Genomic DNA, 21,725 nt, shown 5'->3' on the forward strand with positions numbered 1-21,725 from the left:
CCGGACAACCGAGACGGAGCCAAGAAGTCGGCAGGCAAGTTGTGAGAGATACATACAGGTTAGACCAAGAAGAAACAAATCTTGCACAACTGCCTCAGATAGGCTGATCTTAGCGTCTGCCCGCCCTGAGGTTAATCGGACAAATCGCTTAGGTTTTCGGCGGATGGGGTTTGGTGGAACAGAGGAGAACAACAAGGGCTGGACTGCCCTGCAGAGGGAAAACTTAGAATTGATGAATACAGCCATCTTCGCCTGTCATGTTTCCAGCTCTTTCCGGTGCCGCCATTCGGCAAACTTTTCTGGACTTCTACGCCCAGCGGGGCCACCAGGTGTTGCCCAGCGCCTCCTTGGTGCCAGAAGATCCAACGGTGCTGCTGACCATTGCTGGCATGTTGCCCTTTAAGCCCATTTTCCTGGGGCAACGGGATCCGGAGTACCCACGGGTTACAACGGCCCAGAAATGTGTGCGCACCAACGACATCGAGAACGTGGGCCGAACGGCGCGCCACCACACCTTCTTCGAGATGCTGGGCAACTTCAGCTTTGGCGACTACTTCAAAAAAGAGGCCATTGCCTGGGCCTGGGAGCTGGTGACGGAGGTTTTCGGCCTGCCCCCGGAACGGCTGGTGGTGAGCGTCTTTCGCGAAGATGAGGAGGCTTTTGCCCTCTGGCGAGATGAGATAGGGATCCCGGCCCACCGCATCCAGCGCATGGGAGAGGCGGATAATTTCTGGGCTGCCGGCCCCACCGGCCCCTGTGGCCCTTGTTCTGAGATTTACTACGACTTCAAGCCGGAGCTGGGGGATGAGCGGATCGATTTGGAGGATGACTCCCGCTTTCTGGAGATCTACAACCTGGTGTTCATGGAGCTGAACCGGGATAGCGAAGGTCACCTGATGCCGCTGGCCAAGCAAAACATCGACACCGGCCTGGGGTTGGAGCGGTTGGCCCAAGTGTTGCAGGGGGTGCCCAACAACTACGAGACGGACTTGATCTTTCCCATCATTCAAACGGCGGCTGGGATCGCCGGGCTGAACTACTCCAAGGCCAACCCGGAGCAGCAGATCTCTCTGAAGGTGATCGGGGATCACGCGCGGGCAGTGATGCACTTGATTGCCGATGGGGTGCTTCCTTCCAATGTGGATCGGGGCTATGTGCTGCGGCGGCTGATCCGGCGGATGGTGCGCCACGGTCGGTTGCTGGGGATCGGCGAGCCTTTCACCATCCCGGTGATCGAGACCGCGATTCAGTTGGCCGAGGCTGCCTATCCTCAGGTGCGGGAGCGAGAAACCCTGATCAAGACCGAGCTGCAACGGGAGGAAGAGCAGTTTCTCAAAACCCTGGAGCGGGGGGAACGGCTACTGCTGGATTTGTTTACTGCTGTCGAATCTTCCCGCCGTGACAGCAGCTCGCCAAAGCAGATCTCCGGCGCCGACGCCTTCAAGCTCTTCGATACCTACGGTTTTCCGCTGGAGCTAACCCAAGAAATTGCCCAGGAACACGGCTTCAGCGTGGATCTGGAGGGCTTTGAACAAGAAATGGAGAAACAGCGGCAGCGGGCCCGCGCCGCCCACCAAACCATCGACCTCACAGCCCAGGGATCCCTGGACGAGTTGGCGGATTTCCTCAGCCAAACGGAGTTTTTGGGATACAGCCAATCTTCCGCCCGCGGCGTGGTCGAGGCCCTGTTGGTCGAGGGAAAATCGGTGCCCCAAGTGGAGGCAGGGCAGGCAGTGCAGGTCGTTTTGGATCGCACGCCCTTCTACGCCGAAGCCGGTGGACAAATTGGCGACCGGGGCTACCTTTCTGGGGACGGCCTGCTGGTGCGGATTGAAGATGTGCAAAAGCAAGGGGATCTGTTCGTTCACTTTGGCCGTGTGGAACGCGGGATCCTGCGGGTGGGGGATCCCGTCCAAGCCCAAATCGACCTGGCCTGTCGGCGGCGCGCCCAAGCCCACCACACCGCCACCCACCTGCTGCAGGCAGCCCTGAAAAGAATTGTCGATCCCTCGATTGGTCAGGCGGGATCCCTGGTGGCTTTTGACCGGCTGCGCTTTGATTTCACCCTATCCCGGCCAGTCACCCCTGAGGAGCTGGAACAGATCGAGAACTTGGTGAACACCTGGATTGCCGAGGCCCATGCTGCTCAAGTGGCGATCATGCCCCTGGCCGAAGCCAAAGCCAGAGGTGCCGTGGCCATGTTCGGGGAAAAATACGGCGCTGAGGTGCGGGTGATCGACTTTCCGGGGGTGTCGATGGAGCTGTGTGGCGGCACCCATGTCAACAACACCGCCGAGATCGGCCTGTTCAAGATCATCGCCGAGACGGGAGTGGCTGCTGGGATCCGCCGCATCGAGGCCGTGGCCGGGCCGGCTGTGCTGGAATACCTGAACGAACGGGACAGGGTGGTGCGGGAGCTGAGCGCTCAATTTAAAGCCAAGCCCCAGGAACTGCCGGAGCGGGTTGCCGCCCTACAGGCGGAGCTGAAAGCTGCCCAGAAGGAACTGGAAGAGGTGCGCAGCCAGTTGGCCTTGCTACAGGCCGAAGGTCTGCTGGCCCAGGCGGTTGCCGTCGCAGATCTCAAGGTGCTGGTGGCCGAGCTGGGATCCACCACCCCTGAGGCCCTCAAAACCGCTGCCGAGCATCTGCTCCACAAGCTGGGGGAAGGGGCAGTGGTGCTGGGATCGGTGCCGGAAGCCGGCAAGGTCAGCCTGGTGGCTGCCTTTAGCCCTGCTGTGCAGCAACTTGGCCTGAAGGCGGGATCCTTCATCGGCGAGATTGCCAAACTCACCGGAGGGGGCGGCGGCGGACGGCCCAACTTGGCCCAAGCTGGGGGCAAACAGCCGGAGAAATTGGCAGAGGCTTTGCAGGTGGCCCGGGAGCGGTTGCAAGCGGAGCTGATCTCGCGCTAGGGGAGCGAAGCCCTTTTGAGCACCAACAGGCCGTCCATCAGCCACTACAGTCTGTTCAGTTTAGGGTGAGACACTCGGGCTATAGAGAGAAGCCTTCTGGCCGCGTATGGGGTTATGGGTTTAGTGTCCTAGTTTGAATCGAAATGACTATAAATCTTCGGCCAGTGGGGTTTCCGACATGTCTTCCAGGCTCAGTTGCACCTGCCGCTGCAGCGCCTGAATCGCTTGGTATTCCTGCTGGATGCTGGCCTGGTACTGGGCGGCCAGGGCAGTGTTGCCTTCGGAAAAGGCTTGATCCCACAGTTGGGTCCAATAGCGGTAGCGCTTCTGGCGAATTTCCAGCTCCATGTTGGCAATGGCGGCCCGCACCACCATCCGTGGACGCATCAGGGCTACGCGGGTATTTTCGTCCAGCCAAAGCAGATGGCTGAGGCGCTCGTTGAGCTGCTCATCTTGGGCACAGAGGGTGCGCAAAGCCGTCAGCAACGTCTCTTCTTGCTCTTCCAGCTCCGGCTGAGCCGAGATCAGTTCCAAGATCCGCTGCCACAGCTCCCGGTGGGGGCGAAAACTAAATTGCAGCTCCCGCTCCAGCAAAGTTTGGCGAATTTCGTGGCGATACTCGCCAAAATGCAGAAAGATCTGCAAAAGATGGGACTCAGATTGCAAGAGTTTGGATCCCTTATTGAGGGAAGGTTGCTGGGGTTTGGCCCAGCGGTACTGCCGCACGGCTCGGCGCAGGTCTTCTTCCAAGTCTCGACTGAGGCGACCGTTGCCGCGGCTGAGCAATTCTGCCACTTTGTGCAAATACAAAGAGCGCCATTGTCCACCCAAACCGGCCAGCAGTTGCACAAGGGCTTGACGGGCCTGCTGAAAATCGGTGGCCCGGCTCAGATCCCGACCGGCCAACACCTGTTCAATTCGCCAATCCAGCCACAGGGGAGCTTGCTCGATCAGGGTTTGCAGTTCAGCAACCGCTCGCGTCGGCGGGGCCGAGCTCTTGTACTCCCGCAAAAACTCGTCGGCATCTTTGCCCTCAGGAAGGGTGAGAATGCGCAGCTCAATTTCTCCGCGCCGCGCTTGTTCTTCAATGGCTTCAATGGCCCGGCTGGCGGCGTTCAAACCGGCCCGATCCGCATCAAAATTGAGGATCAGCCGCTTCGACTGGGTGTAGCGCAGCAGGGTCTTCACCTGGTGGGGTGTCAAAGCAGTGCCCATGGCCGCTACAGCATAGGCAACTCCCGCCTGATGCAGGGCGATGACATCGAAGTAGCCTTCCACCACCAGGACTTGATCGGCTTTGGCAATGGCATCGCGGGCAAAGTTGAGGCCATAGACCACCTGGCTTTTGTTGAAAAGCTCTGTTTCTGGAGAGTTGAGGTACTTGGGCTGTCCTGACTCCCCCAAGGCTCTGCCGGCAAACCCGATCACCCGCCCCTGCACATCGAAAATGGGCAGCATGATCCGGTTGCGAAAGCGGTCGTAGTGGCCGGATCCCTGCTGGCGGGGAACCAGCAATCCAGCCTCTTCTAAAAGTTTGACCGGTTGGCGCTTGTGGTTGACCAAGTATTCGTAGAGAGATTGCCAGCCGGGGGGAGCAAAGCCGATTTGAAATTTTTGCAAAGTTTCTTCGCTCAGGTGGCGGCTGTGCAGGTACTGGCGGGCGGCGGATCCTAGCTGGGATCGGAGGGCATGCCGATAAAAATCGGCAGCCATGGCCAAAATCTCCAGCAGCTTTTCCCGGTGGGAGAGCTCCCGCTCATCAAGGGATCCCAAGGGCTGCGCCTCGGGATTGCGGGTGGGCAGAGGTATGTGGTATCGCCGCGCCAAGTGGCGCACGGCCTCAGCAAAGGAGAGATGCTCGGTCTGCATGACAAAGCGCAGCACATCTCCCCCTGCCCCGCAGGAGAAGCACTTGTAGATCTGCTTGCTGGGGCTGACCTGAAAACTGGGTTTGTGGTCGTTGTGGAAAGGGCAAAGCCCAACGAAGTTCTTTCCCTGCTTGCGCAGCACCACTTTTTCGGCCACCACTTCCACGAGGTCGGCCTTTTGGCGCACCAACTGAATGAAATCGGGGGGCAGACCGCTCATGGCTTCGGGGGATCCTGACCTTATGGTAGCCGGGGGAAGCTCGACAGGCCGTCTTTTGACCTGGCCCAACGGGCTTGGGATAATGGGCGGGCCTTAAAGGCTAGTTTTCGGTCAGTCCCTGAGATGAAAATGCGAATGATCAACCTTTTTATCGGGCTTTTGGTGGCAGTATTTGCCCTCTTTTTAGGCCCGCAAATGGCTTCTGCTGAGCCTGATTTGGCCTTGGGAGCCAAGGTCTTTCAGGCCAAATGTGTGGGTTGTCACTTGAACGGGCGCAACACTTTGGTGGCAGCGAAAAACCTTTCTCTGGCGGCTCTTCATGAGTACCACGTAGACACCCCTGAGCTGATCCAGGCCCAAGTGAGAAACGGCAAAGGGGCCATGCCGGCTTTTGCCAAGATTCTCAAGCCGGAGGAGATCGAGGCGGTGGCGGCCTACGTTTTGGATCGCGCTGAGCACAACTGGAGTAGAGGCTAGTGTCCAAAGAGAGGACTCAAGATCCAGCCCTGCTCCAGGGGAGACCAGTGGAGCGGCTGCCTCACGAGCAGGGATGTGAAGGACAGGGATCCCGCCGCCAGCTTCTCTCAGTGGGCATAGGGGCCCATGGGCTAGTGGCGGTGGGCATTTCTGCCCATGGGGTGGTAGCCATCGGCGTGGTCACCCACGGCATCCTCTCCATTGGCCTAGTAGCCATGGGCGCTCTCTCCTTTGGGCTGGTGTCCATGGGCTTGGCCAGCGCCGGCCTGGTGTCCATGGGTCTCTCCAGTTGGGGCCAGCACAGCATGAGCCTGATGGAATCCCACGGATCCCATCACCATCCCTAGGTTTTGACCAACAAACACTGCATTTTTCTCTTTCCCTACAGGTTTATAAGGAGCATCTGCGAATGTTCAGTCTGCAAAGTTACTTGACCCTGGCCAAGAAATCTCTGCTGGCCCTGGGAATGAGTTTTTTACCCCTTTCCTCTGCCTGGGCCCATGTTACCGTCCATCCCAAAGAGGCCCCGGCGGGCAGCTTTGCCAAGCTCACCTTTCGGGTGCCCCATGGCTGCGATGGATCCCCGACCGTGCGCCTGCGGGTGCAGATCCCGGAGGGATTCGTCTCTGTGAAGCCGATGGTGCATCCCCTGTGGAAAATCGAGACGGTCAAAAAGCCGCTGGAGACCCCCTATGAGTCGCATGGGAAGATGATTACCGAAACGGTTGCCGAGGTGATCTGGAGCGGCGGCTCGCTGCCCGATGAGTTCATGGATGAGTTCAGCATCCGCGCCAAGCTGCCGGATCGGCCCGGCGAGGTCATCCCCATCCCGGTGATCCAGGAGTGCGAAAAAGGCATGCACCGCTGGATTCAGGTGGCTCAGCCTGGCGAGGATCCCAACAGTTTGCCGGAGCCGGCTCCGCTGCTGAAGCTGACAGGTGGAGACAGTGGACATGGGCACGGCCACGGGCATGGACATGGGCATGGTCACGGTACCCGCTAAGCGGTCTGCTTAGGAGCATGTTTCATCCCAAAAGGGGTTTTGCTTGGATTTGGTCTGGGATCCTCTGCCTCTTGCTGTGGGTGGCCGGGATCCCGCCCGCTTTTGCCCATGCCAGCTTGCTCTCCACCTTCCCGGAGGATGGGGCAGTGTTGCAGGAAGCTCCGGCCCAGGTGCGGCTTGTTTTCAATGAGCCGGTGCAGATCACACAGCTCCAGGTTTTAGACAGCAACGGACGAGCTCTGCCCTTGGAAAATCGGGTGACCAGGGGTGAGGCACCGCAGGGGGATCTGCCCCAGGAGATCCCAGAGGGGGTTTACATCGTCAGTTGGCGGGCCATTTCTGCCGATTCCCATCCGGTGAGTGGATCGTTTGCCTTCCAGGTGGGGGCAGCCGATCCTGGGCAATTGCAGGCGGCGAGGACAGCTCACGCCCAAGGAAGGGATCCCTTGTACTGGCCGCTGGTGGGGGTGCGCTGGGGGATCTACTTGGGCAGCCTTTTTGTGGTGGGGGTGCTGGGCTGGTGGCGACTGTTGCGGGGGCAGCGGAGCAGTTTCGCCGATTCTGATCGCGTCAGCGGGGCGGAGCCCTTATCTTGGGCTTTTGCGACAGCTTGGATCACCCTCAGCTTGACCGTGGTGGCCTTCAGTCTGCATTTGGCCCAGCTATACCCTTACTTTAATGGGCGAGAGCTGCTGCGTGTGATGCTTTCTCCCTACGGTTGGGGTACAGGGCTGCGGCTGGTGGGGCTAGGGATCCTGATCTGGGCCTGTGAGGGAGGTGCCGTCTGGGCCAGCGGTATGGGGTCGGTGTTGGTGCTCGGCTCCTTTTTGCCCATCGGCCATGCCCTCACCAGCGAGTATCCCGCGGGGACGATGGCGCTGTTGGGGCTGCACCTGGCCGGCTCGGCTTTTTGGTTAGGGGGGCTGTGGGGGTTAGAGCGCCTGTTGAGCAGGGAATCTGCCCCCTACCCCTCTGTGGGCATCATCCAACGGTTTTCTGACGTGGCCACCTGGGCGGTACCGGGGCTTATCCTGGCGGGGGTGGGGATGGGTGGGATCCACCGCGGCTGGGACTGGGATCATCCGTATGGGCAGTATCTCTGGGCCAAGCTGCTGCTGGTGCTGATGATGGTGGGGTTGGGCGCCCACAACAAGTTTCGGCTGGTGCCGGCATTGCAACAGGGTGGGCAGACGGTGGGCCGGTCGCTGCGCCGGATCGTCCGCCTGGAGTTGGTGGGGCTGATGCTGGTGCTGGGCTTGACCAGCTTCCTGGTGGCCCAGGCTCCTCCCAGTAATGGAAGGCACGGCATGGGAGCCCCACTGGAGTCGGGCTTGCAGACCAGTTGTGAAGAGCGCTTGAACTGGCCGGAAGGCAGCCTGCACCTGAGGATTCTGCCCTGTCGTCCTGGGGAAAATCAAATTCGGGCTGAGGTGAAGGGAGTCCCGGCTCAGGAATTGACCCTTGGGTTTTCCCTGCCAGAACAGGGGATCCCCCCTCTACGCCGCACTGTAGCGCCGGATGGGCCTGGCCAATTTGTGGTGGAAAATGTGCCCCTAGCCCTGGCGGGGGAATGGCAGATCGAGGTGAGACTGCTGATCAGCGATTTTGAAGAGCGGCGAGGTCAGATCGCGGTTTCTCTCTGACTGAATTGTTACAGACATTGAAGATCGCGAAAAGAAAAAGCAGAAAAAGACCCTGGATAGGAGCTGTGGATTGCTCCGCCCAAGGGCGTCGGCCTGTGGCAGAATCGAGCCAGCTCGTAGTGGCAAAAGGCTGCTCCGCTCAGGCGACTGGCTTGGCTATGGAAGACAAGATCAGAGCGGGAAGTGTGCTCAGGGGACGCTATCGCATTCTCCATCCCCTCGGGGAAGGGGGATTTGGCATAACCTACAAGGCGGTGGATCAAGACACCTTCGATAGCCCTTGCGTCGTCAAGCGCCTTCGCCCCCTCTCCACGGATCCTTATACACTGGCCACGGCTCGCAAGCTCTTTGAACGGGAAGCCAAGGTTCTCAGCCGGCTCAACCACTTCGACCAGGTGCCCCGCCTTTTGGCCCACTTCGAGCAGGATCAGGATTTTTACTTGGTGCAAGAGTTTGTTGCCGGGCATGATCTCAGCCAGGAGCTGATCCCGGGCAAGCCGCTGAGCGAGGCCGAGGTTTTGAAACTGTTGTGGGATATTTTGGAGATCCTGCGCCATGTACACGCCCACCAGATCGTCCATCGGGATATCAAGCCGGCCAACCTGATGCGCCGCGATGCCGATGGCAAGTTGGTGTTGATCGACTTTGGGGCAGTCAAGGAAGTGGGGCGGTTGGTCAGCCATGCCCCCGGCCAAACTCAGTTGGCGACGGTGATTGGCTCGGTTGGCTACATGGCGCCCGAACAGCTCAACGGCAAGCCCCAGCCCTGCAGCGACCTGTACTCCGTAGGGGTGCTGGCCATCCAAGCCCTCACCGGTCGTCCTCCCCATAAGATCCGGGATGATCCCCGCACCGGCCAACTGCTCTGGCGGGATTTGGTTCAGGTCAGCGAGGAGCTGGCCGAGATTTTGGATCGCCTGATCTGCCCCCACTGGCAAGAGCGCTTCCAGTCCGCTGCTGAAGTGTTGGAGGCGCTGCGGCCCCTGTTGCCTTTTCCCCAAGAGGCGACGCTCGGCGATGTTTCGGTGGATCAGGTTTTGGTGACGCGCCTGTTGGCCCGCGGACAGGAGAAAGCCCGCCAAGGGGATTTCCAGGGGGCGATTGCCGACTGTACGTTGGCCATTCAATTGGATCCCCAAAATAGCCGCGCCTACAGCCAGCGGGGCAGCGCCCGCTACAAAAGTGGGGACTTGGCAGGGGCCATCGCAGATTACACCCAAGTCATTCAACTGGCAGGGGACGCCCGCGCCTATTTCAACCGCGGCATTGCCCGCTACCGGCTGGAGGACTACGAGGGAGCTGTTGCTGACTACACCCAGGCTCTCGGCCTCAACCCACAATGGGCGGTGGCCTACTACAACCGTGGCAATGCTTACCGGCAACTCAATCAGCAGCAGCAGGCCATCGAAGACTATTCGCGGGCCATTGAGCTCAACCCGGAAGATGTGCGGGCCTATTTCAACCGCGGCGTGGTGCGCGGCCATCTGGGAGATGCGCAGGGGGCAGCAGCCGATTTTTCCGAGGTGATCAAGCGGGACCCTCAGGACGGGGAAGCCTACTTCAACCGGGGAGTGGCGCGGGTCCAGTTGTCAGATTTGCAAGGGGCCGTCGAGGACTACACCCAAGCGCTGCAGTTGGATCCTCGCCACGGCAAAGCCTATTACCACCGGGGCCTGGCCCGGCAAGCGTTGGGGGATCCCCAAGGGGCCGTTGAAGATTTTTCTCAGGCCCTATCCCTACGGTCTGCTGAGGCCACTGAGCTACCTGAGGCAGAGGCGGCAGCCCAGGCGGATCTCTACTTGCAGCGGGCCATGGCCTACCTGAGCAGCAACACCCTGGAGCCGGCGCTGGCCGATTGTGAACAGGCTCTCCGTCTGGATCCCAACCTGTCGCGGGCCTATCTCTGCCGGGGCTTGGCTCGCCAGGGGCTGGGGGATCCCGGCGGCGCTCTGGCAGACTTCAACCGCGCCCTGGAGCTGGATCCCCAAATGGCCAAAGCCTACCTCAACCGAGGCATTGCCCACCTGGACTTGGGCAACATCGAAGCGGCTTTGTCCGACTTGAACCAGGCCATTGCTTTGGATCCCCAAGATGCCAGTGCCTACAGCAGCCGCGGGCGAATCCATTGGCTGTTGGGGGATCCCCTGGCGGCTCTGCGGGATTATACAGCTGCCCTGGAGCGGGATCCGCAGAACCCTCAGCTCTACTTCAACCGCGGCCAACTCCATGCTGAGCGGGAAGATTGGCCGGCAGCCTGTGAGGACTTCTCGCAGGTGTTGCAGTGGGCGGCGAGGCCTGGGATCCCACGCGGGCCGGAGCTGCTGTTGAATGCCCATCTGCGCCGCGGTATGGCACGGCAACGGTTGGGGGATTGGCAGGGAGCGCTGGCCGATTTCGACCAAGCTCTGCAAGGGGATCCTCAGTCGGGCTTGGCTTATTTCCATCGCGGCCAAGTGCGGGCTGCTCTGGGAGATGGGCTGGGGGCCATCCAGGATTACCACCAGGCTTTGGCGCTGGGGGTGGCAGTGGCCGAGGCGGATATCCGCCGAGATCTGGCGCGGGCCCAAATCCAGACGGGAGATCTGCAGGCGGCCTTGGAGCAGTTGAACGAGGCGGTGCGCTTGCAGCCGGAACGGCGGGATCTGCGCCAAGAGCGAGCTGAGTTGTGCCGACAGCTGGGCCGGTGGCCAGAGGCCATTGCCGACTACGACGAGGTGTTGCGGCAGGATCCTCAGGACTGGACGGCTTGGCTGGGACGGGGCATGGCCCATGGACAGGTGGGCAACTGGGATTCCGCCATTCAGGATCTCAGCCGGGTTTTGCAGCAGGATCCTGACCACAGGGAAGCGCTGTGGCACCGAGGACAAGCCCTGCAGCAGTTGGGTCAGACCGAAGCGGCCTTGCAAGATCTCAACCGCTTGCTGCAGCGGGATCCCCAACACAGGATGGCCCGCTTGGCCCGCGGCTCTCTGTTGTTGACGTTGGCAGTGCGCGGCACCGATGGCCCTACCAACCGTGCGGAGCAGGATCGCGTCAGCGGGACGGAGTCCTTGGAGCTGGGGTACTACGCGCAGGCTGAATCCGACTTCGACCAAGTCATCCAGGAAGAGGCCCAAGACGGGGAACAGTCCCGGCAGCTCTATCTGGAGGCCCACCTGAAGCGGGCCCAAGTCCGCCGCCTGCGCCACAACCTGGAGGGGGCAATAGCCGATTGGGATCGGGTCTTGGAGCTGGCCAGCCCAGGGGATCCAGAAGTGCTGGTCACCGAAGCCCTGTTGTATCGGGGCTTGTGTCGCCAAGAGAGGGGGGATCTGGCTGGGGCGTTGGCCGATTTCACGGCGCTGATCCAGCAGCAACCGCAGGCTTCTCAGGCTTTTGCTTTGCGGGCAACGGTGCATCTGGCTTTGGGGGATCAAGAGATGGCACTGGCGGATCTCGACCAAGCCCTGAGTCTTGACCGAGACTGGGGGGTGGCCAATGCTGCCCTGGCCTACCGTCAACGGGGGGATCTACACCGGCAGGCCAATTGCCCTGAGCTGGCCATTGCCGACTACACGCAGGCCCTGGCCTTGAACCCCCAGGAGCACTCTGCTTTGCTCCACCGAGCTCTCCTGTGGGATGGCGAGGGACAGACGGACAAAGCGATAGAAGACTACACCCGACTGCTGCAACTGGAGCTGGATCCCCAGGAGCGGGTCTGGGTTTTGAACAACCGCGGCTGGGCCTACGCCCAACAGGGGGATTTTTCGGCGGCCATCCGCGACTACGACCAAGCCATAACACTCTGCACTGCTGACGCGAGCGATAGGGATCCCTGCCACCTCAAAGCCCACTTCAACCGCGCCCTGGCCCGGACTGCCCTTGGGGATTGGCAGAGAGCCTGCCAGGATTTCCAGGCTGCCCTCCAGATGCAAGGGTACGAAGGTCGGCTTTTGGAAGACGTTATCGCTAGTTATTTCAAAATAGGTTGAGACACTTCCCAAAGGCTCCGCGCCGTCGCCGCGGCCACCTCCAACCTCTCTTAGAAATCGATGGGATTTGAATGGACAGTTAGAGGGATCGGCTCAAGCCTCCTCCGCCACTTCTCCCGTCTCGGGCCGCAGCAGCGGAAAGGCAATGACATCGCGAATGCTGGGAGCGTCGCACAGCAGCATCACCAAGCGGTCGATCCCCACGCCCAGGCCACCTGTGGGGGGCAGGCCATATTCCAAGGCGGTGAGAAAGTCTTCATCCAGAAAATGGGCCTCTTCATCGCCGGCTGCCTTCAGGGCTGCCTGGGCCTCCAGCCGCTGCCGCTGATCCACCGGATCGGTGAGCTCGGAGTAGGCGTTGGCCGTCTCCCGCCCAACGATGAACAGCTCGAAGCGCTCGGCCAACCCCGGTTTGCTGCGGTGGGGCTTGGTGAGGGGACACACCTCCAGGGGATAGTCCAGAACAAAGGTGGGCTGGCGCAGGCGGCTCTCGCAGCAGTGCTCAAAGGCTTTGACCAGCAACTGGCCGGGGGAGTCCTGGGGGGAGAGATCGGGGATCCCTTGGGCGGCCAAGGCCGGCAAGAGCTCTTCAGGGCATCCCTTTTCCACATCGATGAAAATGCCAGTGGCCTCCTCCACCAGCTCCTGCATCGTCACCCGTCGCCAGGGAGGGGTGAGGTCGATGGCTTCCCCTTGGTAGGTGAGCTGCAGGGATCCCCGCACCGCCAGGGCGGCGTTGCAGACCAGGGTTTCCGTCAGCTCCATCATGGTGTGGTAGTCGGCGAAGGCTTGATAGGCCTCTAGAGAGGTGAACTCCGGGTTGTGGCGGGTGGAGATGCCTTCGTTGCGAAAGACCCGCCCAATTTCATAGACTCGCTCGATCCCGCCCACCACCAGCCGCTTCAGGTGCAGCTCGGTGGCAATGCGCAAGTAGAGATCCAGATCCAGGGCGTTGTGGTGGGTAACAAAAGGCCGCGCCTCCGCCCCGCCGGGGATCACCTGCAACACTGGCGTCTCAATTTCCACAAAACCTCGCTCTTCCAGAGTCTGCCGCAGGGAGCGGATGATCTGGGCGCGGTCGAGCAAGGTCTGCTTGACCTCAGGGTTGACGATGAGATCGACGTAGCGCTGGCGGTAGCGTTTCTCCACATCCCGCAGGCCGTGCCACTTGTCCGGCAGCGGCAGCAGGGCCTTGGTCAGCACTTGGTATTCATCCACCCGCACCGACAATTCCCCTTTTTCGGTACGCTTCAGGCAGCCCTTGGCCCCCAGCCAATCGCCAACGTCGATGAGCTTGTCCAGGTTCTTGAAGGCCAGCTCCCCCATCTGCTCCGTCAGCCGTTTCTTGTCTAGATAAAGCTGAATGGTGCCGGAGCGATCCTGAAGGGTAAAGAAAGCCAGCTTGCCCATGACCCGCCGCGCCCGGATCCGCCCGGCCACCGCCACCTGCACATCCTCCCGCTCGCCGCCGGGCTCTAGGTCGGCAAATTGCTCCTGCAGCTCGGCAGCCAGATGGGTAACAGGAAAAGAATAGGCATAGGGCGGGATCCCTTGTTCCCGCAGGTGTTGGGCTTTTTCCAGGCGGGCGGCCCGTTGGGCGGCTTCGCTGCTGCTGGGGAGAGTGGACATGGCGGTGGATAGGCAATGGACAATGGAAGCCCCGTTAGGGACGGGATTTTTCAGGCTGCCGGCGGTGCGATCGCGTTAGCGGGACGGAGTCCTTTCGCGTTAGCGGGACGGAGTCCTTTGCCGTGGGAACGCAGCAGCTCCAAAAGGGCTTCGGCCCGTTGGCGTTCTGCCTCAGCGCGCTGTTGTTCCAGAGCAGCCTTTTCTTCGCCGGTGGGCAAAACCTGCCCCTCCCGATCACACCAGCGTAGCCATTCGGTATTCACGACCTCAAAGGATCGCTGCCAGAGGGTTAAGCCCAGCCCGATCGCGTTAGCGGGACGGAGTCTTTTCGCGTTAGCGGGACGGAGTCCTTTGTCCTCCAGCCAGGTGGACGCGAAGGGGACAAACTCACCCCCCCGCCGCTGAAAAAGGGCCAGAGGGGATCCCTGCAGTTCCCTTAGTTGCCGCAAGGGAGAGGCTACGCCCGCTGTGCGATCGTAGACCGCGTAGTAGCTGACGCCGGCGCGGGCATAGTCTTTGCGTTTGCGGCCCAGCTCTTCCCCTTTGCGCTTGGAGACAATCTCAATGACCACATCCGGCGGCTTACCCATCTCCCAGACCAGGTAGGTGCGATCTTCCTTGCGCTCAAAGCTGGCGGGGGGAGCCACCTCCAGGCTGAGCGTCACATCGGGCATCAGGGGGGGCAGTTTGAGGGCAGAGAACAGGCCAATATTGGCTGTGGCCAAAAAGGGGATCAGCTCCCCCGTGTCTTCGGCCTTGGGCTGGAAGGAGGCGTAGAGAGCGCTGGTGAGCAGGCGCTGCAGCTTTTTGGAGAGAATGCTGTCCGCGGGCTCATCATCCTCGATGACCAGGTCGCTGTTCGCGCAGCGGGTGTAGCCTTTATCCGGTGGCGGAGGAAATGCCGTCTCTGGCATCGAGGGCTGGACTGGGCTGGAGGGTGCGGAAACCATGCTCACCGGGATCCCTTGCTGGTGTTGCTAACTACGGACTAGGGCTCAGCTAAGGCTGCTGAGCTGTTTGCCCAGCAGGCGTAGCCTTTTTCGAGGGTAACAAAAGTTTTCGGGAACATGATGGACATGCCACCGAAGCAGCGGATGCCGATCGCGTTAGCGGGACGGAGTCCAATCGCGTTAGCGGGACGGAGTCCTTGCTTGGCCTTTGGAGATAGGCGCAGCAGAGCCCAGCAGCCGGCGACGGGTGGAAGGCAAGGGGATGTTCACTCTGCGCTCTGGGAACCGGGCACAGCCACCAGCAGGGCTTCCAACACCCGCTGCACCCGACTCAGGCGCAGGCCGTGATCCGACAACACAGGGCTGTTGGGGATGATGGCGTGGCGAAACCCCAGTTTGCTGGCTTCTTTCAAGCGCTGCTCCAACTGGGCCACCGGGCGCACCTGCCCCCCCAGTCCCACCTCGCCAATCAGGACTGTAAAAGGATCCACTTGGCGATCCCGGAAGCTGGCGGCCACGGCCACTGCTACCCCCAAGTCGGCAGCTGGCTCGGCTACCTGAATGCCGCCGGCAGAGGCGATGTAAGCATCGTATTTGGAAAGCGGGATCCCCACCCGTTTTTCCAGCACGGCCAAGATCTGCAAAAAGCGGTTGATTTCAATGCCGGTTGAGGTGCGGCGGGGGGAACTGTAGCTGGTGGGGCTGACTAGGGCCTGCACTTCCACCACCAAGGGGCGGGTGCCCTCGCAGGCAACGATGGTGGCTGTTCCGGGCATGGCCTGATCCCGGCTACTCAAAAAAAGCTGCGAGGGGTTCTCCACCTCCACCAAGCCAGAGGCGGTCATCTCAAAAACACCCATTTCCTGGGCTGCCCCAAAGCGGTTTTTGACGGCGCGCAATAGGCGGTGGCTTTGGAAGCGATCCCCCTCAAAGTACAAGACCGTGTCCACCAAATGCTCCAGCACCTTCGGCCCGGCCAGGGATCCGTCTTTGGTAACATGGCCTACAATCAGCAGAGCCACCCCCAGTTTTTTGGCCAGCCGCATTAACAGGCCGGTGCATTCCCGCACCTGGGAAACGGATCCCGGCGCCGAGGTGAGTTGCCCCCAGAAGATGGCTTGAATGCTGTCGATCACCGCCACCTGCGGTTGCAGAGCCTGGATCTCCGCCACGATGGCCTCCAGGTCGGTCTCGGCCAAGAGGTAGAGCTGCTCGCTTTCCACCCCCAGCCGCTCGGCGCGTAGCTTGATCTGCTGGGCTGATTCTTCCCCCGACACGTATAAGATGGGCCCGCTCTTGGCCAGGTGGGCAGCGCTCTGCAGCAGCAGGGTGCTCTTGCCAATGCCCGGATCCCCGCCAATCAACACCAGGGATCCCGGCACAATGCCACCTCCCAACACCCGGTCAAACTCGCCATAGCCGGAGGAGAGGCGAGGGTGGCGATCTGAGGAGACCTGGGAGAGGGGGAGGGCCGACCGGGGGATCCCATTGGCGCGGTTGGACCTAGGAGCGAGGGCTTGGGCCCGTGGGGACTTGGCCGCTGGGGCGACGACCACTTCCGTCAGGGTGTTCCAGGCGCCGCAATGGTCGCAGCGGCCCAAAAACTTGGCATAGCGCTCGCCGCACTGGCTGCACTCCCAGACGGTTTTGGCCTTGGCCATAGCCGGGGACTCCTAGGCCTGGGGAGCAGCGGCGACAGGGAGGGGCACCTCCGACAAGACCAGGGATCCGCACTGGGCGTGGTGGCGCAGCAGATGGTCGCAGAGGACCAGGGCCACCATCGCCTCCACCATCGGCACTGCCCGCGGCAAGACACAGGGATCGTGGCGTCCCCGCGCCGCCAAAACCGTCTCTTGCCCATTGAGGGTGACGGTGTTTTGAGGCTGGCGAATGGTGGCAGTGGGCTTAAAGGCTACCCGCAGGACGATGTCTTCGCCGTTGCTGATGCCCCCCTGGATGCCGCCGGAGCGGTTGCTGCGGGTGCGCCAGCCGCCGGGGGTCATGTAAAACTCGTCGTTGTGCTGCTTGCCCGTCAGGTAGGTGCCGGCAAACCCCGAGCCAATCTCAAACCCCTTGCTGGCTGGCAGGGACATCACCGCCTTGGCCAAGTCGGCCTCCAGCTTGTCAAACACCGGGGATCCCAGCCCGCGCGGCACCCGGCGGGCTACACACTCCACCACTCCCCCCAGCGAATCCCCTTCCCGCGCCGCCTCCTCAATTTTTTGGATCATGGCCGCCGCCGCTTGGGGATCGGGGCAGCGGACGATGTTGGCCTCCACCTGCTCTGCAGTTACCGAGCTGGGATCCACCTGGGCTTCCACGTCTTTTACCCGCTGCACGTAGGCCAGGATCTCCACCCCTGCCGCTAGGCGCAGGATCTTCTTGGCAATGGCCCCGGCAGCCACCCGGCCAATGGTTTCTCGCGCTGAGGCCCGTCCGCCCCCCTGCCAGTTGCGGATGCCGTACTTGGCCTGGTAGGTGGCATCGGCATGGGAAGGGCGGAAGGTGGTGGCCATCTCCTGGTAGTCCTGGGGGCGGGCATCTTGGTTGCGCACCAGGATGTGGATGGGGGTGCCCAGCGTAAAGCCCTGAAAAACCCCGGAGAGGATCTGGCAGCGATCCGCTTCCTGGCGGGGCGTCGTGATGGGGCTCTGGCCAGGACGCCGCCGATCCAGCTCTGCCTGAATGTCGGCCTCGCTCAAGGGCAGCCGCGGCGGGCAGCCATCCACCACCACCCCCACCGCCCCCCCGTGGGACTCGCCATAGGTGGTCACGCAAAACAGGACACCGAAGGAGTTGCCGTTGGCCATGGGATCCCCAAGCAAGAAGCCGTTACTCGCAGGCGGCTGGGAGAGACTGTTTTCTATTCTGCACTAGGGGAGTGGCGGGCAGTGCGGTGCAGCTGGCGGCAGCCGGCAATTCCCCGCAACACCAGGTGGGGATCCCAGCGCAGCTCTGGGTCAAGCGGGCCCAAGTGAGGGTGGAGCCACTTCCCATCCCCGCCGGTCAGCAGCAGGGGGCCTTGGGGAAAGCGGCGACGCCAGTCGGCAATGAACTCGCGCAAGCCAGCCAAGAGGGTGTGGAGGATGCCGCTGCGGATGGCAGCCACGGTGTCGTTGGCCCAGCGAGGGGGCAAGGGATCCTGCGGATCCCACTGCACTTTGGGCAGCAGGGCTGTGTGATCAGCCAACGCCTGCGCCTGCAACCCCAGGCCGGGCAAGATGGCCCCTCCCACCAGGGATCCTTCAGAGTCAGCTCCTGTGAGGGTCAGGGCAGTACCCGCGTCGATGACCAAACAGGGCCAGCCGTAGTGGATCCCGGCAGCCCACAGGGCCAAGGCCCGATCCAGCCCCAACCCCGGGTAGGGATCCCGCAGCGGCACCTGCGACAGCTCCAACTGATGCACCCAGGGCGATGCTGGCGGCAGGGGGGCAGAGCCCACAGGAGCCAGCCACAGCTCTGTCTGCTGCGGCCAGGACAAGGGCTGGTGAGCAGGAAACCGCTCCACCTTCACCAGGGTCTCCTCCACAAACCAACCCCAGCGCACGTGAGTGTTGCCCAGCACGGCTGCCAGCCACTCACGACAACAGTGCGAAGCGTTGAGATCTGCCCCCTCCTCAAAACTCATGCAACAGCTCTGCCTCCACGCGAAACAGCTCCACCGGCTGGTCGGCAGGGATCCCGGCCAACCTCTTAGCGGTAGCAAGCTGCCATTCTGTCGTCAAAGCCTCTCCCGGCAGCAACACCGCTCCCCGGGTTCCAGAGCGGACAAATAGGCCCATGCGGGTGGGATCCACCTGCTCCACAGCGGCAAAAGGACTCCGTCCCGCCGACGCAATGGGCACCACCCGCCGCACAATGGCTACCTGAATGGAGGCCGACTCCAGCTCCCCGGGTTGCAGAGGTACGTAGCGCCAATCGCGGGTGACTGCCCCCACCGCCGCCCGGATGGTGGCCCTGACCAGGTCCTCGCCGCTGGGATCCAAGCTGCCCCAGCAGCCACGGGGCCGACCCTCTGTACTCACCGTTACAAAAACCCCCGCAGAGCGCCGCCAGTGGGGCGGGATCTCCTCTGGAGGTGGCAGCACCTGGCCGGTGGCGAAGTAGTAGGCAATGGCCTGACGCGCCAGTGCCGGCAGGGTGTCAGGGAGAGGTTGTCGCCGGCTGGGAGAGGGGATCCCTTCTGAACCGGACTCCGTCCCGCCAGTGCGATCCCGTAAGCGGTGCGAGGCACCCATGGACTCCGGCGGAGGAACAGGGGCAGTTGTCTCAGAAGGCTGCGGCAGGGATCCCGTCCACAAGCCCAGCCCCGCAGCCAGGAGCAGGCCGATCGCGTTAGCGGGACGGAGTCCTTGAAGACCCAGCAATCGAACCGTGAAGTGAACTCGGCAGGTGAACACCCAAGAGAATCCCGTTGGTGGTCACAACAACCGTACTCTAAAAGCTACGCCCTCTCTGCTGCAAATACTTGAAAACGGTGTTCAAATCCTTGTCGCCGCGCCCAGAACAGTTGACCACCACCCGCTGCTGAGGGCCGATCGCGTTAGCGGGACGGAGTCCTTGCTGCGGGGCCAGGGTTTTCAGATAGGCCAGAGCGTGGGCTGTCTCCAGGGCGGGGATGATCCCCTCCAGGCGCGACAGCAGCAGCAGCGCTTCCACCGCTTCGTCGTCAGTAACCGCGTAGTACTCGGCCCGCCCGATTTCTTTTAGGTAGCTGTGCTCGGGCCCTACACCGGGGTAATCCAAGCCGGCGCTGATGGAGTGGGCCTCCTGCACCTGCCCTTCTTCATCCTGCAGTAGGTAGCTCATGGCTCCATGCAGGACTCCAATCCGACCGCGGTTGAGGGTGGCAGCGTGGCGGGGCGTGTGCAGCCCTTCTCCGGCGGCTTCGATGCCGATCAGTCGCACCTGGGGATCCCGGACAAACTCGTTAAACAGGCCCAGGGCGTTGGATCCACCCCCCACACAGGCCAGCAACACATCCGGCAGCCCTCCCCATTTTTCCTGGCACTGCTGCCGCGTCTCCTGGCCAATGACATCGTGAAAGGCCCGCACCAGCTTCGGGTAAGGGTGGGGCCCCGCCACCGTGCCGATGACGTAGTGGGTGGTCTCCACGTTGGTTACCCAGTCGCGGATGGCCTCGGAGAGGGCGTCTTTGAGGGTGCGCGTGCCCGATTCCACTCCCCGCACCTCAGCGCCCAAAAGGCGCATCCGCTGCACATTGGGGGCCTGCCGCTCCATATCCAGCGCCCCCATGTAGATGACGCATTCTAGGCCAAAGCGGGCGCACACGGTTGCCGTGGCCACCCCATGTTGGCCGGCGCCAGTCTCGGCAATGATCCGCCGCTTGCCCATGCGCACCGCCAGCAGCACTTGGCCAAGGGCGTTGTTGATCTTGTGGGCGCCGGTGTGGTTGAGATCTTCCCGTTTGAGGTAGATCTGCGGGCCGCCGTAGTATTCGGTTAGCCGCTGGGCAAAGTAGAGGGGGCTGGGCCGCCCAACAAAATCCCGCAGCAGGCTGTGAAACTCGGCGCGAAAATCGGGATCCCGCCAGTGATGCTCAAAGGCTTCCTCCAGCTCCGTTAGGGCGCTCATCAGGGTTTCCGGCACAAACCGACCCCCAAACGGCCCAAACCGCCCCTGGGGATCCGGACGCACTTGAGGGTCAAGGGGATCCAAAACACGAGGGGAAAAAGCAAAAGAAGCTGAGGTCATGGCAGAGTCCGTCCGGGCCTTGTAGCCTGCAACTAGAGAGAGGCTTTCCCATTCTACAGAAGGAAGGGGCGATGACCAGTCTCGCCTCTCTTCTTCTGCCGTGGGATCCCGAAAAGTTGTTTTGAACAAGGGTCTTCCCAGGATTTTTAAGATAAGGCCGTCCGATTTTGAGGCGGCCTTATGGACAAGCATCTGCAAGAGTTGCTCCAGCAAGAAGATCAAAAGCGCAGAGATGAAGAGGTGCGGCGCACCTATGCCCTTTCTCAAAAGTCCGAGGGGATGGTGATCCTTCTGTCTATTCTGCTTGCCTTCGGAGCCTACCTCTACACGCGGCGGTGGAAAGCTTTGATGGTTTTTCTGGGCTGGTGTTTCTTCCTTGGCGTGTTGTTTAGCGACGACGAGGGAGAGGTTTCCCTACCCGGACTGTTTCTGGCCTCCACCTGGGCAGCAGTAGACAACTGCGGCGCTATCCAGCGGGCAAGAGAAGAAATTGAACGGCTGCGCTCCGGCCAAAACCCTGATGTTGATCGGCAAACTTAAACTTGGTCGACAAAACAAAATAGTGGCCCAAAAATCGGTATTTTATTTCAAACTCTCGAAAAAGATGCTATACCTACTATTTCAAGTGGCACCCAGATACAAGCGGCGCAACCGACCCATTCTCAACGGCAGTGAAACTTGGATTCCTATTCCCTTTGTCTTTTGGGAAAGAGCTTGGACAAACCAAATTCTGTCCCCCTAGGAGAGGGGCTGGAGGTGAGAGAGCTTAGGATAGCTACAGATTAGAGCAATCAAAACCATGAAGTCTGCTGCTCGCCTAGCTTGTCTGCTTGCCGGACTGATCCTAGGAGCGGGGATCCCCGTCATTGCTCCCGCCCCCGCCCTTCCCGTTGCCCAAGCCGGTTTCCGGCCCTATCTCAATGCCCGCTTTGGCTACCGCATCGACTACCCGGCAGACTTCATTCCGCAAGGGGAATCGGACAACGGCGATGGCCAAGTGTTTCTCGGTCAAGACGGGGCTGAGCTGCGGGTTTGGGGTGGGTACAACATTTTTCAAGCAACGCCCGCCAGCGCCCTGCAGGAAGAACTTCGCCGCAGCCGGGAAAACCAGCGCCAGGTTACTTACCAAACCGTTGGCCGGGATTTCTTCGTGGTCTCCGGCTACGAGGACTTTGGCCAGCGGATTTTCTATCTCAAAAAAATCGTCCGTCCTTCCCTGCAGGCTGGCTTTGAATTCGTGTATCCGGCCAACCGGCGTGACCGTTATGACCGGGATGTGGAAGCCATAAGCCGTTCCCTGCGCCTTGCGGATCCCTGAGCTAGACCCAAGTTGGGGC

At 61.4% G+C, this 21,725-nt stretch carries 16 protein-coding genes; 8 read left to right on the forward strand and 8 right to left on the reverse strand.

Annotated elements, in window-relative coordinates; translation table 11 throughout:
- Positions 1-257 precede the first annotated feature (257 nt).
- Positions 258-2,912 (forward strand): alanine--tRNA ligase, encoded by a 2,655-nt coding sequence (gene alaS, locus ACVWZF_RS06195; protein ID WP_011433135.1) that lies wholly within the window; start codon positions 258-260, stop codon positions 2,910-2,912.
- 147 nt (positions 2,913-3,059) lie between these two features.
- Here the strand turns inward: alaS and dnaG are convergent, their stop codons facing one another.
- Positions 3,060-5,000 carry a DNA primase gene (gene dnaG, locus ACVWZF_RS06200; RefSeq protein WP_011433134.1) on the reverse strand — a complete coding sequence of 647 codons (1,941 nt, stop codon included), beginning with the start codon at positions 4,998-5,000 and terminating at the stop codon, positions 3,060-3,062.
- A 135-nt stretch (positions 5,001-5,135) separates the two neighbouring features.
- Here dnaG and ACVWZF_RS06205 point away from each other — a divergent pair, with 135 nt between their 5' ends.
- The 5 genes from ACVWZF_RS06205 (at position 5,136) to ACVWZF_RS06225 (ending at position 12,094) form a co-directional block, all read left to right on the forward strand.
- Positions 5,136-5,477 carry a c-type cytochrome gene (locus ACVWZF_RS06205; RefSeq protein WP_011433133.1) on the forward strand — a complete coding sequence of 114 codons (342 nt, stop codon included), beginning with the start codon at positions 5,136-5,138 and terminating at the stop codon, positions 5,475-5,477.
- Between the two features lie 47 nt (positions 5,478-5,524).
- Positions 5,525-5,824, forward strand: coding sequence for a hypothetical protein (locus ACVWZF_RS06210; RefSeq protein ID WP_011433132.1), 300 nt, complete (start codon positions 5,525-5,527; stop codon positions 5,822-5,824).
- A 62-nt stretch (positions 5,825-5,886) separates the two neighbouring features.
- Positions 5,887-6,480 (forward strand): YcnI family protein, encoded by a 594-nt coding sequence (locus ACVWZF_RS06215; protein ID WP_457411099.1) that lies wholly within the window; start codon positions 5,887-5,889, stop codon positions 6,478-6,480.
- A gap of 17 nt (positions 6,481-6,497) precedes the next feature.
- Positions 6,498-8,123: a copper resistance CopC/CopD family protein gene (locus ACVWZF_RS06220; RefSeq protein WP_457411100.1), complete on the forward strand. Its 1,626-nt coding sequence runs from the start codon at positions 6,498-6,500 to the stop codon at positions 8,121-8,123.
- A 158-nt stretch (positions 8,124-8,281) separates the two neighbouring features.
- A complete protein-coding gene (locus ACVWZF_RS06225; RefSeq protein ID WP_457411101.1) occupies positions 8,282-12,094 on the forward strand; it encodes a tetratricopeptide repeat protein in 3,813 nt (1,270 codons plus the stop codon).
- Positions 12,095-12,187: 93 nt separating this feature from the next.
- Here ACVWZF_RS06225 and lysS read toward each other — a convergent pair whose 3' ends face one another.
- The 7 genes from lysS to trpB form a co-directional block, all read right to left on the reverse strand.
- The gene (lysS, locus tag ACVWZF_RS06230) at positions 12,188-13,723 is read right to left on the reverse strand and encodes a lysine--tRNA ligase (RefSeq protein WP_011433128.1); all 1,536 of its coding nucleotides are present in this window, start codon (positions 13,721-13,723) and stop codon (positions 12,188-12,190) included.
- Between the two features lie 50 nt (positions 13,724-13,773).
- Entirely contained in the window at positions 13,774-14,673 is a 900-nt protein-coding gene (locus ACVWZF_RS06235) for a Uma2 family endonuclease (RefSeq protein WP_148202723.1), read from the reverse strand.
- Between the two features lie 266 nt (positions 14,674-14,939).
- On the reverse strand, positions 14,940-16,334 hold the full coding sequence (gene radA, locus ACVWZF_RS06240; RefSeq protein WP_011433126.1) for a DNA repair protein RadA: 1,395 nt from the start codon (positions 16,332-16,334) through the stop codon (positions 14,940-14,942).
- Positions 16,335-16,346: 12 nt separating this feature from the next.
- Positions 16,347-17,483 carry a chorismate synthase gene (gene aroC, locus ACVWZF_RS06245; RefSeq protein ID WP_011433125.1) on the reverse strand — a complete coding sequence of 379 codons (1,137 nt, stop codon included), beginning with the start codon at positions 17,481-17,483 and terminating at the stop codon, positions 16,347-16,349.
- A gap of 53 nt (positions 17,484-17,536) precedes the next feature.
- A complete protein-coding gene (locus ACVWZF_RS06250; RefSeq protein WP_011433124.1) occupies positions 17,537-18,301 on the reverse strand; it encodes a pantothenate kinase in 765 nt (254 codons plus the stop codon).
- Positions 18,291-19,073: an AMMECR1 domain-containing protein gene (locus tag ACVWZF_RS06255; RefSeq protein ID WP_457411102.1), complete on the reverse strand. Its 783-nt coding sequence runs from the start codon at positions 19,071-19,073 to the stop codon at positions 18,291-18,293. Before ACVWZF_RS06255 ends, ACVWZF_RS06250 begins: the two co-directional genes overlap by 11 nt.
- A gap of 37 nt (positions 19,074-19,110) precedes the next feature.
- Positions 19,111-20,388, reverse strand: a complete 1,278-nt coding sequence (gene trpB / locus ACVWZF_RS06260; RefSeq protein ID WP_457411131.1) for a tryptophan synthase subunit beta — start codon at positions 20,386-20,388, stop codon at positions 19,111-19,113.
- 180 nt (positions 20,389-20,568) lie between these two features.
- Between trpB and ACVWZF_RS06265 the strand changes: the two genes are divergently transcribed.
- Positions 20,569-20,928, forward strand: a complete 360-nt coding sequence (locus tag ACVWZF_RS06265) for a hypothetical protein (protein ID WP_414375464.1) — start codon at positions 20,569-20,571, stop codon at positions 20,926-20,928.
- A gap of 259 nt (positions 20,929-21,187) precedes the next feature.
- Positions 21,188-21,706: a hypothetical protein gene (locus ACVWZF_RS06270; RefSeq protein WP_457411104.1), complete on the forward strand. Its 519-nt coding sequence runs from the start codon at positions 21,188-21,190 to the stop codon at positions 21,704-21,706.
- Positions 21,707-21,725 lie beyond the last annotated feature (19 nt).

Source organism: Thermostichus sp. OS-CIW-30 (genome assembly GCF_054060215.1).